Annotated in this window: 11 protein-coding genes and 1 tRNA gene; 7 read left to right on the top strand and 5 right to left on the bottom strand. The window is 63.7% G+C overall.

Annotated elements, in window-relative coordinates; genetic code table 11:
* On the bottom strand, nt 1-870 hold the full coding sequence (locus LMA02_RS20030) for a transketolase (RefSeq protein WP_124494243.1): 870 nt from the start codon (nt 868-870) through the stop codon (nt 1-3).
* Nucleotides 871-1,110: 240 nt separating this feature from the next.
* Here LMA02_RS20030 and LMA02_RS20025 point away from each other — a divergent pair, with 240 nt between their 5' ends.
* The 7 genes from LMA02_RS20025 to LMA02_RS19995 all read left to right on the top strand — a co-directional run bounded on the left by LMA02_RS20025 (nt 1,111) and on the right by LMA02_RS19995 (nt 11,192).
* Complete coding sequence (locus LMA02_RS20025; RefSeq protein WP_228909509.1) at nt 1,111-1,941, top strand: shikimate dehydrogenase family protein; 831 nt, start codon at nt 1,111-1,113, stop codon at nt 1,939-1,941.
* A 176-nt stretch (nt 1,942-2,117) separates the two neighbouring features.
* A complete protein-coding gene (locus LMA02_RS20020; RefSeq protein ID WP_228909508.1) occupies nt 2,118-3,200 on the top strand; it encodes a glycerol dehydrogenase in 1,083 nt (360 codons plus the stop codon).
* Between the two features lie 61 nt (nt 3,201-3,261).
* Nucleotides 3,262-4,563: an MFS transporter gene (locus tag LMA02_RS20015; protein WP_228909507.1), complete on the top strand. Its 1,302-nt coding sequence runs from the start codon at nt 3,262-3,264 to the stop codon at nt 4,561-4,563.
* A 215-nt stretch (nt 4,564-4,778) separates the two neighbouring features.
* Nucleotides 4,779-5,120, top strand: a complete 342-nt coding sequence (locus tag LMA02_RS20010; protein ID WP_228909506.1) for a DUF4148 domain-containing protein — start codon at nt 4,779-4,781, stop codon at nt 5,118-5,120.
* A 293-nt stretch (nt 5,121-5,413) separates the two neighbouring features.
* Nucleotides 5,414-6,613: an efflux RND transporter periplasmic adaptor subunit gene (locus LMA02_RS20005; RefSeq protein ID WP_228909505.1), complete on the top strand. Its 1,200-nt coding sequence runs from the start codon at nt 5,414-5,416 to the stop codon at nt 6,611-6,613.
* Complete coding sequence (locus tag LMA02_RS20000) at nt 6,610-9,801, top strand: efflux RND transporter permease subunit (RefSeq protein WP_228909504.1); 3,192 nt, start codon at nt 6,610-6,612, stop codon at nt 9,799-9,801. The genes LMA02_RS20005 and LMA02_RS20000 overlap by 4 nt, the downstream gene beginning before the upstream one ends.
* Entirely contained in the window at nt 9,798-11,192 is a 1,395-nt protein-coding gene (locus LMA02_RS19995) for an efflux transporter outer membrane subunit (RefSeq protein WP_228909503.1), read from the top strand. The genes LMA02_RS20000 and LMA02_RS19995 overlap by 4 nt, the downstream gene beginning before the upstream one ends.
* 123 nt (nt 11,193-11,315) lie before the next feature.
* Here the strand turns inward: LMA02_RS19995 and LMA02_RS19990 are convergent, their stop codons facing one another.
* The 4 genes from LMA02_RS19990 to LMA02_RS19975 form a co-directional block, all read right to left on the bottom strand.
* Nucleotides 11,316-12,218: a LysR substrate-binding domain-containing protein gene (locus LMA02_RS19990; RefSeq protein ID WP_012366421.1), complete on the bottom strand. Its 903-nt coding sequence runs from the start codon at nt 12,216-12,218 to the stop codon at nt 11,316-11,318.
* Between the two features lie 426 nt (nt 12,219-12,644).
* Nucleotides 12,645-12,794, bottom strand: a complete 150-nt coding sequence (locus LMA02_RS35425; protein ID WP_228909502.1) for a DUF4411 family protein — start codon at nt 12,792-12,794, stop codon at nt 12,645-12,647.
* 23 nt (nt 12,795-12,817) lie between these two features.
* A complete protein-coding gene (locus LMA02_RS19980) occupies nt 12,818-13,744 on the bottom strand; it encodes a tyrosine-type recombinase/integrase (RefSeq protein ID WP_228909501.1) in 927 nt (308 codons plus the stop codon).
* A 170-nt stretch (nt 13,745-13,914) separates the two neighbouring features.
* Nucleotides 13,915-14,010, bottom strand: a tRNA-Sec gene (locus tag LMA02_RS19975).
* Nucleotides 14,011-14,050 lie beyond the last annotated feature (40 nt).

Below are 14,050 nucleotides of genomic sequence, written 5' to 3'. Positions count from 1 at the left end.
TTAGATCACCTTGCTCTTGATTTCTTCGATCGCCCGTTGCGCGTCGTCGGGTGCCAGATAGCCGAGATGCCAGCCGGGTTCGGTTTCCATGTACGACACGCCCTTGCCCTTGACCGTCTTCGCGATGATGCAGACCGGCTTGCTGCGCACCGGGTCGGCCTTCACACGACGCAGCAGCGGCACGAGGGCAGTCAGATCGTGGCCGTCTACTTCATGCGTCTCCCAGCCGAAGGCGCGCCACTTCTCCGCAAGCGATTCGATGCCGATGACGTCGTCGACCTTGCCGTCGAGTTGATAGCCGTTGCGATCGACAATCGCGATGAGGTTCGAGAGGCGGTGATGCGCGGCGAACAGCGCGGCTTCCCATACCTGCCCTTCCTGCATTTCGCCGTCACCCAGCAACGTGAAAACCTTGAAGGGGCTGCCTGCCATCTGCGCCGCCTTGGCCATGCCGGCACCGTTCGACAGCGCGTGGCCGATCGACCCCGAGCTGAAATCGATGCCCGGAACCTTGGTCATGTCCGGATGATCGCCGAGCGGATTGCCGAGACGGGTGTAGCCATCGAGCGTCTCCCGGTCGATGAAACCGTAGTCCGCAAGAATGGGAAAAAGTCCGACGGCCGCGTGCCCCTTGCCCATCGTGAACCGGTCGCGATCCTTCCATTGCGGATTGCCGGCACGCAGCGCCATGACGTCGTAGTAAAGCGCGGCAAAGATTTCGGCTGCGGAAAACACCGACGTGTAGTGTCCCGTCTTCGCGATTTCTATCAGACGAATCGTCTCGAGGCGGACGAATTGCGCCTTCTCGCGCAACTGCGCGAGCGTCTCCCTGGAAAGCGCCTGATCGCTCTCCTGCAATGCTGTCGACATAGAGTCTCCTGTTGGAACCTGAAAGGAACGAGGCGAGCGCGGCAAGATCCGGCATCTCGCCTTCGTTTCACGCATGATGCATCATATATTTTGTCGGCGCAATGATCGACGCGCCCCGGCGTCTGCCGTCGCTGTGTACGCGTGGCATTCCGGCCGTCATGAATCGCGGTCCGCAAATTGACCTTGTCGTATCGGCATCACATGATGCATCATATATCTTCAAACAACGCGGAGACACGCATGCTGACCACTCCACCCTCCTCGCCCACGGTCAATGGCGAAACACAGGTAATTGTCTTGATGGCGTGGCCGGCCGCTCACGTCCGGACGCCCACCCTGTTCAATGCTCTTTGCGCCAGGAAGAACATCAACGCGATCATGGTTCCATGGGCCGTGCGTCCCGAGCATCTGACGCAGGCGTGGGACGGATTGCGGCACATCGCCAATCTGGCCGGTGTCGTGCTCACCATTCCGCACAAACAGGCGGCGGCAGAACTGTGCGACGAGCTCGAAGGCGACGCATCGTTGCTCGGCGTCGTGAACGCGGTCCGCCGCAACGCGAGCGGCAGTTATACGGGGCGAATGTATGACGGTTCCGGTTTTGTCGCCGGCATGCTGCGCGAGGGCATCGCGCTCGCGGGCAAGCACGTGCTTCTGCTAGGCGCCGGCGGAGCTGCGACTGCCCTTTCGTTGGCACTGGCGCGCGCGGGCATTGCACGGCTGACGATCGCCAACCGCAGTCCGGAAAAAGCACACAACCTGGCGGCACTCGTCGGAAAGGCGGTGCCGAGCTGTGAGGTAAAAGCCGGCAGCGACGAGCCGGGCAATCACGACATCGTGATCAACGCAACGTCGCTCGGGCTAAAACCTGACGACGCGCTGCCGTGCGACACGTCGAAGCTGACGCCTGCAATGGTCGTCGCCGAGGTGGTCATGCAGCCCGCGGTCACGCGGCTTCTGACAGAAGCCGAAGCGCGTGGCGCTCGCACTCACCGTGGCGAACACATGGTTACGTCGCAACTCGATCACTTTGTCGAATTCCTGCTCCCCAACGTGAATCCGCAGGCCTGAGGCCGGCGTCTTTGTCGCCCAACGTCTCAGCGAGCTCGCTGCCCGAACACGCGGCCCGTGCCAGCAGATCGACCGGTGACGCGGGCGCGCGTATTTCATCCCGATCACTGACGCATCGGACGTGATGTATCTGTTCAAGACCCCGTACCGAACGTTCTCCACCTGTCACCGAAATCATGACTGCACTTATTTTTGGCTCTCCGGGCCGATACATCCAGGGCGATGGACTCCTTGACGATATCGGTCAATACATTCGCGACTGCTCGGAGCGCGCACTTGTCCTTTGCGACAGCTTCGTGAAAGAGCAGTTCGGCTCGCGCATCGCGGCCTCGTGCGCCGCGCACGAAATCGACGTACGCTGGCTGGCGTTCAGCGGTGAACTCACGGATCGCAAAGTCCGCGAGCTCGAGCATGCCGCGCAATCGTTCGACTATGGCGTTGTTGTTGCGATCGGCGGCGGCAAGACGCTCGACGCCGGCAAGGCGCTCGTCGATGCTGCTCATTGCGCGTTGATCACCGTGCCCACCGTTGCATCGAACGACTCCCCCACGTCCAAAAACTATGTGGTGTACGACGACGATCATCAACTCGCGGCGGTCAGGCACTTGCCGCGCAGCGCCACGTATGTGCTGGTCGACACCACGTTGATCGCCCAGGCGCCGACGCATTTCCTGCTTGCCGGGATCGGTGACGCGATCAGCAAATACTTCGAAGCAGAGCAGTGCCTGCACAGCGGCGGCAAAAACATGTTCGGCGCCAGGCCGTCCTATTCGGCGTACGTGCTCGCGCGCGAGTGCTTTTCGATCATCCAGGCCCACGCGGAGACGGCGCTGGCCGAGCTCCAGCACGGCCGCACTGCTCCGGCATTCGACCGGCTCGTCGAAGCCGTCATTCTGATGAGCGGCCTGGGCTTCGAAAGCGCGGGGCTCTCGATCGCTCATTCGATGACGCGTGGCCTGTCCCGGCTCGAAACGTCGGCGCGGGCACCACACGGCTTGCAGGTCGCGTACGCGCTGCTCGTTCAACTCCTTCTCGAACGTCGAGCCCCCGATTTCATGCGCGACATGATCGGCCTCTATGCGCGCATTGGCCTGCCGGTCCGCTTGAGCGACCTGGGCGCTGGCGTCGTCACTCGGGAGCACTACGAGACTGTCGCCCGCTTCACGTTACAAGCCCCCTATTCGGCACATTTCGAGCGCACGCTCGGCATCGAGGACATCGTCGCGGCGATGGAAGCCATCGACCACGCTATTGCCTGATCCCTCAGGCTGCGCGAACCGGGCGCGAAAACATGTCCCGCGACAATAAATCGGAGACTTCATGACTTACCTTTCTCATCTTTCCTCGCCGTCGCGACGTGCCGCGTCGCAACCTCCATCTCATCGGCGATCCCTGATCGCGTCCAGTCTCGGCAATTTGCTCGAATGGTTCGACTGGACGGTCTACACGGTCGCATCGGTCTATATTGCCGGCGCGCTGTTCGACAATACGAACAAGACATCGTCGCTGCTCGGTACGCTGGCCGTATTCGCTGCAGGCTTCTTCGCCCGCCCGTTGGGTGGCATCGTATTCGGCGCGATCGCCAACCGCATCGGACGCCGCTCGGTACTCCTGAGTACGATGCTCCTCATGGCGTTTGCGAGCCTTCTGATCGCGATCATCCCGCCATATGACGCAATCGGCAGCTGGGCCTCGGCCGCATTGCTGGTGGCGCGCCTCGTGCAGGGTGCGGCGCACGGCGGCGAAACAACGGCGTCCTATGCCTACGTTGCCGAAATCGCTCCACCCGCGCAGCGTGGTTTGTGGTCGAGTGCCGTGTTCATTTCGGTCGGCGCCGGCTCGCTGATTGCCACTTTTTTTCTTGCGTCGCTCACGGCGTTCCTTTCACCGGACGCCATGCAGGACTGGGGATGGCGGGTGCCGTTCGCGTCGGGCGGGTTTCTCGCGATATTCGCGCTATGGCTGCGCCGCAATATGGTGGAAAGCATCAGCGTTGACGCCTCGACACAGGCCCGTCACAAGCCGTGGCCGCGGGCCAAGGTCGTGCGCGAAGGCTTGAAGCTGTTCGTGTACGAGGCCGGTTCGACGCTTACCTACTATACGTGGGTAACGTCCGCGGCCATCTACGCAATCAGTGTCAAGCACATGGATGCGCACCGCGCGTTCACAATGAGTTGCATTGCCCAGGTGATCTATCTGATCGCGCTTCCGCTCATTGGGCGCCTTTCCGATTTCACCGGACGCAAGGTTACGACGCTCATCTCGCTGCTCGGCATCTCGATCACCATCTTGCCGCTCTGGAGCCTGATTTCCAGCGAGCCGTGGACGTTGCTCGTCACGCAGTCGGTCGGGCTCGTGCTCGTTGCATTTATCACCGGGAGCAAGCCTGCGGCCATTTCGGAACAAGTGCCGACACGCTACCGCACCCGTCTCTTCGGCTTTTTCATTTCACTGGCGGTCGCATTCTTCGGCGGCACCGCCTCATATCTGAATGCATGGCTGTATTCCGTCGACAAGGGGCAGCTATTCAATGTCTATCTCATCGTCGTGGCGGTAGTCGCGAGTTGCGCCGTGCTGACATGGAAGAACAACACCGGAGTAAAGCTGGACGATATTGAATGAGCCTGGATGCGGTTCCAAACGGCCAGTCGATTAGACAAGGCACAGCCCGCAAATCCAGCAGGGCACATGTGAAACCTGATGCCCGACTCATGACATAAGATCAAAAGTCAATTTGTCGATCTGCCGTTTTTCATCGACGGCACCCACCCTATATTGGCATCACCGCAGCGACACCAAGGTCGCTGCGGCACTCTCAACCAATACAGGTTCCTGTCATGAAATCGTTCCGCTCTCGTACCATTTCCTCGCTGATTCTTTTCGTCCCGGCCCTCGCTTTCGCGCAACAGGCCGACCGTCAACCAACCCGTGCGGAAGTAAAGGCCGAACTCGCGCAACTCGTCGCCGCCGGCTATCGTCCGGCGATGGATCACAACCAGTATCCGGCGGCGATCCTCGCCGCGGAAAAGCGTGTCCGCGAAAACACCGTCGCGCAGGATGCGCCGCACACCACACCGGCCGCCGCGACGACCGGCTACGGCAGCGAAGGCCGCTCCACCAGCGAATCCGGCCGCGCGATGATGGTCAACGGCCGCGACTCGATCTATCGCGGCCATTGATTCGCATCGACGCGCAAGAGAGCCTGCATCTCGACACGCGCATACGCTTGCCCCGTCCCTCCGCATTGCCGGCCCGAACCGCCTGAACAGGCATTCGGGCCGCGCGTCGTCACCGAACTTCCCGCCTGTCCCGCCATCCTGCACGACCGGCTCGCGCGTCGTCGCCCCGCGCGGCGATTCGTGACTGCGCAGTACAAGTTCTTATGCCGCTTCATCTGTTTATCCGCCGTGCGCCGCGCACGATACTGCGCACCATCCGGCGCGATGCGCCTCACTCGATATTTCGCACGCACATGAACCGCTATCCAGGATTGAAGCGCATCGCGCTACCGGCCGTACTGGCCGCCGTTCCGCTGGCCGCGCTGCTCGCGTTGTCCGGCTGCAAGTCGGACGACACCGCACCGGCCGCGACGCCGAGCGTGATCGTCAGCCCGCCCGTCGCCCGCGACGTCAACGATGTCGACGTCTATACGGGCCGCTTCGAAGCCGTCGACACGGTCGACGTGCGCCCGCGCGTGAGCGGCTATCTCGACAAGGTCGCATTCCAGGACGGCGCGACCGTCCGCAAAGGCGACTTGCTGTTCGTCATCGATCCGCGCCTGTACCAGGCGGCCGTCACCGCTGCACAGGGCGCGCTCGAACGCGCGCAGTCGCAACTGAAGCTGAGCCGGCAGGATTTCGAGCGCGCGAGCATCCTGATCAAGACCGACACCATCGCGCAGAGCCTCTACGACCAGCGCAGACAGGCCGTGCAAAGCGCACAGGCCGAGGTGACGAGCGCGCAAGGCGCGCTCGAACGCGCGCGGCTCGACCTGTCGTTCACGCGCATCGTCGCACCGATGTCCGGCCGCATCAGCCGCAAGCTCGTGAGCGAGGGCAATCTCGTGAAAGGCGGCGACAGCGATGCGACCGTGCTGACGACGATCGTGTCGCAGGATCCGATCGACATCTACTTCGACGTCGACGAGGAAAGCTACCTGCGCTATACGCGCGAAGCGCAAAAAAGCGGCGGCAACGCGTCGTCGCGGCAGGTTGCGATCGCGCTGCCTGGCGATACGCGGCCATCGCTGACGGGCACGATGGATTTCGTCGACAACCACCTCGACAACTCGACAGGCACGTTGCGGCAGCGCGCGCGCGTCGCGAATCCCGACCGGCGCCTGAGCCCCGGTCAGTTCGGCCGCGTGTCTCTGTCGAGCCGCGTCGCGCATCACGCGCTGCTCGTTCCCGATTCGGCCGTCGCAACCGACGCGACACGCCGCGTGCTGTATTTCGTCGACGCGAACGGCGTCGTCGCGATCCGCCCGGTGACGCCCGGCCGCCTGTACGGCAACCTGCGCGAGATCGACGCGGGGCTGAATGCGGGCGACCGCGTGATCGTCGACGGCTTCCAGCGCGTGCAGGCCGGCGACAAGGTCAAGGTCGTTCCGCGCGCGATCGCGACGGCCGATGCCGCCGGTCCTGCAACCGTTACGACAGGGAGCGCGCAATGAACCTCGGCCGCCTGTCCGTGCAGCAGCCGGTGCTCGCGATCGTCCTGTCGATCGTGCTGACGATCGCCGGCGCGTTGGCCTATTTCTCGCTCGCGGTGTCCGAGTATCCGGACATCGCGCCGCCCACTGTCGTGATTCAGGCGACCTATCCGGGCGCCTCCGCGGAAACGGTATCCCAGACGGTGTCGACGCCGATCGAACTGGAAGTCAACGGCGTGGAAGACATGCTGTACATGTACAGCCAGGCGACGTCGGACGGCAGCCTGAACATCACCGTGACGTTCAAGCCGGGCACCGATGTCGACAAAGCCCAGGTGCTGGTGCAGAACCGCGTCGCGCTCGCGACGCCGCGCCTGCCCGAGCCCGTGCAGCGCAGCGGCGTGTCGGTGCGCAAATCGTCGCCGACGCAGCTCGGCACGATCTTCCTGTATTCGCCCGACCAGCGTTACGACCCGCTGTACGTATCGAACTACGCGATCCGCAACGTCGCGGACGTGCTCAAGCGGATCGAAGGCGTCGGCGACATCAACCCGCTCGGCGCGCGCGAATACTCGATGCGCATCTGGCTCGATCCCGAGCGCGTCGCGTCGTTCGGCCTGAGCCCGAGCGACCTGATCGCCGCGGTGCGCGCGCAAAACACGCAGCTCGCGGGCGGCGTGGTCGCGCAGGCGCCTATCACGAACCAGGCCTTCCAGCCGAACCTGATCTTCGAAGGGCGGCTCAAGCGCCCCGAGGATTTCAGCGACATCGTCGTCAAGCAGGGCAAGGACGGGCGGCTCGTGCGGCTGAAGGACGTCGCGCGCATCGAAGTGGGCGCACTCGCCTATGCGACCGACAGCTACATGCTGCGCCACCCGACGATCGCGCTGCAGGTGCTGCAGCAGCCCGGCGCCAATGCGGTCGCGACGATGGCTGCGGTCGAGAAGAAGATGGCCGAGCTGAGCCAGGATTTCCCGAAGGGCATCGTCTACAACATCGGCTACAACCCGACCGCGTTCATCGGCGACAGCATCCACGAACTCGTCAAGACCATCTACGAGGCGGTCGTGCTCGTCGTGTTCGTCGTGCTGCTGTTCCTGCAGGGCTGGCGGCCGTCGATCATCCCGATCCTGTCGATTCCGGTGTCGCTCGTCGGCACGTTCGCGGCGATGGCCGTGCTCGGATACTCGATCAACAACCTGACGCTGTTCGGCCTCGTGCTCGCGGTGGGGATCGTCGTCGACAATGCGATCGTCGTGGTCGAGAACGTCGAGCGGCACTTGTCGACCGGTGCAGGGCCGCGCGACGCGACATTGTTGACGATGAAGGAAGTCGGCGGCGCGCTGTTCGCGATTACGCTCGTGCTTTGCGCGGTGTTCGTGCCGACTTCGTTCATTCCGGGCATCTCGGGCCAGTTCTTCCGCCAGTTCGGCGTGACGATCGCCGTGTCGACCGCGATCTCGTTCTTCACGTCGGTGACGCTCGCGCCCGCGCTGTCGGCGATGATCCTGAAAGCGCGTGCCGACGAACCCGATGCCGCCGCGCCCGTGTCGCGGGTTGCCGCGTTGTTCGCGCCTGCGATGCGTGTCGTGCAGCGCTTCGCGAACGCATTCAACCGCGTGTTCCAGCGCCTGTCCGACGCGTATGGCAGGCTGGTCCGGAAAGTTGTGCGGATTATCCCCGCGATGGCCGCAATGTACGTCGTGCTGATCGCCGCGACCGGCTATCTGCTCGTATCGAGCCCAAAGGGCTTCATTCCGGCGCAGGATCGCGGCTACCTCGTCGTACTCGTGCGGATGCCTGACGGCGCGACGCTCGAACGCACGAGCGCGGTCGCGCGCAAGATCGAGGACATCGCGCTGTCGGTGCCCGGTGTCGCCCGCGTGCCGGTGTTTTCCGGCGTCAATGCGGCGACCGGTACGAATTCGGCGAACAGCGCCGGCCTGTTCCCTGTGTTCAAGCCGTGGCCGGAGCGCAAGAAGCACGGCCTGACGATCGAGAAGATTGCAGCCGAGATGCGTCAACGGCTGGCGAGCGTCACGGAAGCGTCGATCGTCGTCGCGATGCCGCCGCCGGTGCAAGGCCTCGGCAGCACGGGCGGCTTCGCGATGCGGCTGGAAGACCGCAACGGCCTCGGCACCGCCGCGCTCGCGAAGGCGACGCAGGATCTGGTGGCCGCCGCAAACCGCACGCCCGGCATGGTCGGCGTCTATACGCCCTACTCCGCGACGAGCCCGCAGGTGCATGTCGAACTCGACCGCGAGAAGGCCGAGATGCTCGGCGTGCCCAGCCAGGAAATCAACGATGCGGTCGAAACGTACTTCGGCTCGACCTACATCAACGACTTCAACATCGTCGGGCGCACCTACCGCGTGACCGCGCAGGCCGACCTGCCGTTCCGCGTCGAAGCGTCCGATCTCGCGCGGCTGAAGGTGCGCAACCGCGACGGCGAGATGGTGCCGATCGGCAGCGTCACGCGCATCGACGACACGCTCGGCGTCGATCGCGCGCCGCGCTACAACCTGTATCCGGCCACCGAAATCAACGGCGACACCGCGCCGGGCCTGGGCTCCGGCTTCGCGATCAAGACGATGGAAACGCTCGCGAAGCAGGTGCTGCCGCCCGGCATCTCGTTCGAATGGACCGATCTCTCGTACCAGCAGACCACCGCCGGCAACACGGGGCTGCTCGTATTCCCGCTGTGCGTGCTGCTCGTATATCTGGTGCTCGCCGCACAGTACGGCAGCTGGAGCCTGCCCGTCTCGATCCTGCTGATCGTGCCGATGTGCCTGCTCGCCGCATCGCTCGGCGTGCGCGCACTCGGCCAGGACGTGAACATCCTCACGCAGATCGGCTTCATCGTGCTGGTCGGGCTCGCCGCGAAGAACGCGATCCTGATCGTCGAGGTCGCGCGACAGTTGGAGGCCGACGGCATCGAACTGGTCGAGGCCGTCGTCGAAGCGTGCGTGCAGCGGCTGCGCCCGATCGTGATGACGTCGCTCGCGTTCATTCTCGGCGTGCTGCCGCTCGTGATTTCCGAGGGCGCCGGCGCGGAAATGCGCCAGGCGGTCGGTGCGGCCGTGTTCTTCGGGATGATCGGCGTGACTTTCTTCGGGCTGCTGTTTACGCCCGTCTTCTATGTGATGGTTCGCCGGCTCGCGATGCGCAAGACCGCTGTCGCGGCCGTCGCGACGGAGGTGGTGCAATGAAATTCGTTCGACTCGTGGCCGCGCTGTCCGCGGCGGCCGTCCTGACTGCGTGCACGAGCGCCCCGGTCGCCACCGTTTCGCCGCCGCCGCTGGCCGCGACCTATGCGAATGCCGACCTCGCGGCCAGCGGCCCGGCCGCCGACACCGTTGCGTGGTGGCACGGCTTTCACGATCCGATTCTCGACCGGCTGGTCGACACCGCACTCGCGAACAACCTTGACCTGAAGGCCGCAGTCGCGCGCATCGACGCGGCACGCGCGGTGCGGATCGGCGCGGCGTCGCAGTGGTTCCCGTCCCTCGACCTGAATGCGAGCGCTGGCCGCCAGCGGCTGTCCGCGTCGCAGGCGTTCCCGACCGATACGCCGACGACGGGCAACGCGTTCGATCTGAACGCGAGCCTCGCATGGGAAATCGACATCTTCGGCCGCATCCGCCAGGGCGTCTCGGCTGCCGACGCGGACATGGCGTCCGCGCAAAGCGATGCGGCGGCCGTGCGGATCGCAACGATCGACGAAGCCGTGCGCACCTATGTGACGGTACGCGGACTCGAACAGCGGCTCGCACTGGTCGAGGCTAACGCTTTGAGCCAGCGCGGCACCGAGGAATCGACGCGGCGTCTGTTCGATGCGGGTGTCGTGCCGGTCGCCGACGTTGACCGCGCCGCCGCGCAGACGGAGACGACGCTGGCCGAACTGCCCGCGCTGCAACTGCAGCGGCAGACCGCGATTCATCGGCTGTCGATCATCACCGCGTCGACGCCGCAGGACATCTACGCGCAGCTCGACCCGCCCGCGCCAGGGCCGATGTGGACGGCCTCCACGCCGGGCATCGGCACGCCGGCCGACCTGCTGCGCCGACGGCCGGACGTCCGCGCCGCCGAGGCACACGTCGTCGCGGCCTATGCGCGAATCGGCGTGGCCGAGGCCGACCTGAAGCCGCACCTGCAACTGATCGGCGTGATCGGCGCGGCGATCGACGGCTTCTCCGGCGCCACACTCGCGCGGTCGCTGGCGTGGATGGCAGGCGTCGGCGCGAGCGCACCGCTGTTCGACGGCGGGCGGCGGCGCAGCGTCGTCGCGTTACGCCGTGCGCAGGCGGATCAGGCGCTCGCCGCATATCGCGCGACGGTGCTGACGGCGGTCAGCGATGTCGAGACGTCGGTAGCGGCGACTGCCCGCGATCACAGTCGCACCGAGCGCCTCGAACGCGCGGTGGCGAATGCGCGCGGCGCCTATACGCAGATCAACCAGTCGTGGCACAGCGGCGAATCGGCGTTCATCGATACGCTGGAAGTGCAGCGTTCGCTGCTCGCGGCCGAAGACTCGCTCGCGCAGGCACGGACCGACGAAGTGCTCAGCCACGTCAGGCTGATGAGTGCGCTGGGGCAGTAGACACTGCTCCCGGAATTCGATCGAGGCGGCGGATCGGTCGATAGAAGAAAGGGCGGCCTGTCCGATACCGATCGAACAGGCCGCCCTTACGCTGCGGCATGACCCGCCATTCGCCGACTTCGCTCAGTCGATGTCGCCGCTTTCCTTCAACTGTGCACCGACGTAGTCAAGAAAGCTGACGATGCGTGACGACAGCGTCGCGTTGCGATAGTAGACCGCATGAATCGGCTGGCGAAATTCAGTGGTGTCGTCAACGAGCAGTTCGACCAGACTGCCGTCGCGGCGATGCGTACCCGTCATGAAATCCGCCAGGCACACGATGCCGGCGCCATTGAGCGCGAGCGTCAGCAGCGTCTCGCCGCTCGATGCCTGCAGCGCAGGCTGTACCCGGTACCCATCGCCGGCCGCAGTACGCAACGGCCAGTGGTTCAGCGTCTCCGGCTGGACGAAGCCGAGCAGCGTATGGGTCGCAAGATCGTCCACGCTCTCGGGTATCCCGGCCCTCTCCAGATAGGCCGGGCTGGCAAGAATACGTAGCCTGCTGCTGCCGAGCTTGCGCGCGTGCAGTGTCGAGTCGCGCAACTCACCGATCCGGATCGCGACATCGGTGCGTTGTTCGAGCAAGTCGATGATCTCGTCGCTCGTATGAAGCTCGGCCTCGATCGCCGGATAGGCTTCGCGAAACCCCGGCATCATCGGCGCGATCACGTGCTGCATGAACGGCATCGCAGCATTGATCCGCAGACGGCCCGCCGGCGTTTCGCGCTGCCGGGCGATCTGGTCTTCGGCAAACTCGACCGACGCAATAATGTCTCGCGCATAGTCGAGGAAGACGTTGCCCTCTTCCGTGAGTTCCAGCCGGCGTGTCGTGCGCCTGATCAGCGTTGTGTCGAGTTTATCTTCCAGCCGCCGCAGGATTCGGCTCATCACGGAGGTCGGCTGATGCAACCGGTCCGCCGCACCCGTCAGCGAACCCGTGTCTGCGATCGTTACGAACGCGAGCATTTCGTCTAGTGTGGTCTTCATGAGAAGAGAGTCGAGCACCAATCGTAAGCCGCTACGATAGTGTGACTTCGTTCCGTTGATAACCATAAGTCGGAACGAATCATTTTTGATTTCCGATCAATAATCGGACTAATCTCAACACGTGCGGATGTCGACCCGGTCGAACCGGTGTGGACGGCCGATCCGCCACAAGTTGTAACGCTCGCCGCCACGCTCCACAATGCCCGCAACGTGTTCGCTTAGAGATGTTGTAGGCGTTCACAATTGGCGCTAACCGTGTTCACAGGCTGAGCTTGAGGCAGAGAGCGCCCCATCTGCACACAGCGTCTCGACCGGCCGTGCGCTGCCTCGGAAATCGGTCTAGAAATCAGGACGTTACCGCCGCAACACAAGGATTCTGGAGTGACGCAACTATTTTGCTCTAAGCCCGAAAAAGGCCACATGCGGCTATGCCGTCGGCTTGAGCCACGTGGTCGTGAAGCCAAGCTCTCTCAACATTGTGAATGTGTTGCAGACAGAAACACCATTGTCCCGGCACACGTCCGGCACGCGGCGATTTGACCGTTTTTTGGCTGGCGCAGATACCTCGATCGACACGACGACACGGTGACCCGGGTCGGTTACCGCGACTTCGCCTTCGGCAGCGCATTGCGTACAATCTCGACGGCCCGCTTGCAAAGTGGCACGCGCAGCGGCCGACCGCTCTTCGTGCGATCTCCCGGGATACTCCAGACACGGTTGTCGAGATCAAACTCCTCAACCCGCGCAAATCGCGCCTCGTTCGTGCGAGTCGCCGTCAGGACAAGCAAGTGCAACACTCTTGCCGCCCGTCGCGGGCGTTGTTCCAATTCCCGGACGAATGTGGGGAGGTCTTCCCAAGGCAACGCAGCGTGATGCCGGACCTGCGAGCGCTTCTTCGAGCGCGGCAATACTAATTGCAGATGGTCAAGGTATCGTGCCGGGTTATTACCGGTTCGGTGCCCCATCACGGTCTCCGCGTCCAAGATCGCCTTGATGCGCCCCCGCACACGGCGCGCCGTCTCTGCCTTTTTGGTCCAAATCGGCTGCAGAATGCGGACAATCATCGCAGTGTCGATGTCGCGCACACGCACATCGCCGATGATGGGATAGGCGTAGGTCTTGAGCGTATTACCCCATTGCTGACTGTGCTTCCGGTTTCGCCACTCCGGTTCGTGCGCTCGAATGAACGCTTCAGCTGCCTCACGGAACGTCACGTCGGCATCGATGGAGATGTCGAGCAATCGGCGACGCTGCTCTTCGCGCCGTGCCAGGATGGGGTCAATCTGGTCGCGAACCATCTCGCGGTACTGAGTGGCCAGCTTTCGCGCTTCACCAAGCGAGACTCGCGAAAGCGGTCCGAGGCCCATTTCGCGCACACGCCTGTCGAGCGTGAAGCGAAACACCCGCGATCGTGCGCCACTGCCGGCAATCTGCATGAAAAGGCCACCGCCGTCGGCATAGTGTCCCGGAGCCACCGCCTTCGCGACACGCAGCGCGCTAAGCCGATGCAATTGTCGTCCTGCCATGCCGCTCTCCTTTCCTACCCACAAAACCCATGCCACTACCCATGTTTCGTGAGGAAATTGTGGGGGACGCGGCCGGACGTCGCAAGCATGCCGTTACCCACAAAACCCCGCAAAATCATGGGCTTGCGGACTTTCAAAGGAAGCTCAAGGAACGCCGCGGAAGCCCGCCATGGCGGAAGGCAGCCGGAGTCGAACCGACCCGGGAGTGTCTGACACCCCCAACTGGATTTGAAGTCCAGCCGTACCACCGGATACGAATGCCTTCCGACGAGAGAAGAACCAAAAGAACGAGAAGAACGCCGAGCG

This window comes from Burkholderia sp. B21-005, assembly GCF_020843965.1.
In the GTDB taxonomy this organism is placed as follows: Bacteria; Pseudomonadota; Gammaproteobacteria; order Burkholderiales; family Burkholderiaceae; genus Burkholderia; species Burkholderia ambifaria.
The sequence above is the reverse complement of the archived record's forward strand: the minus strand, read 5'-3'. Positions and strand labels throughout refer to the sequence as shown.

Coding starts and splice junctions, on each gene's coding strand:
- LMA02_RS20010 (WP_228909506.1), top strand. CDS start 4,779: ATGAAATCGTTCCGCTCTCGTACCATTTCCTCGCTGATTCTTTTCGTC.
- LMA02_RS20000 (WP_228909504.1), top strand. CDS start 6,610: ATGAACCTCGGCCGCCTGTCCGTGCAGCAGCCGGTGCTCGCGATCGTC.
- LMA02_RS20015 (WP_228909507.1), top strand. CDS start 3,262: ATGACTTACCTTTCTCATCTTTCCTCGCCGTCGCGACGTGCCGCGTCG.
- LMA02_RS20020 (WP_228909508.1), top strand. CDS start 2,118: ATGACTGCACTTATTTTTGGCTCTCCGGGCCGATACATCCAGGGCGAT.
- LMA02_RS20005 (WP_228909505.1), top strand. CDS start 5,414: ATGAACCGCTATCCAGGATTGAAGCGCATCGCGCTACCGGCCGTACTG.
- LMA02_RS20025 (WP_228909509.1), top strand. CDS start 1,111: ATGCTGACCACTCCACCCTCCTCGCCCACGGTCAATGGCGAAACACAG.
- LMA02_RS19980 (WP_228909501.1), bottom strand. CDS start 13,744: ATGGCAGGACGACAATTGCATCGGCTTAGCGCGCTGCGTGTCGCGAAG.
- LMA02_RS19990 (WP_012366421.1), bottom strand. CDS start 12,218: ATGAAGACCACACTAGACGAAATGCTCGCGTTCGTAACGATCGCAGAC.
- LMA02_RS19995 (WP_228909503.1), top strand. CDS start 9,798: ATGAAATTCGTTCGACTCGTGGCCGCGCTGTCCGCGGCGGCCGTCCTG.
- LMA02_RS20030 (WP_124494243.1), bottom strand. CDS start 870: ATGTCGACAGCATTGCAGGAGAGCGATCAGGCGCTTTCCAGGGAGACG.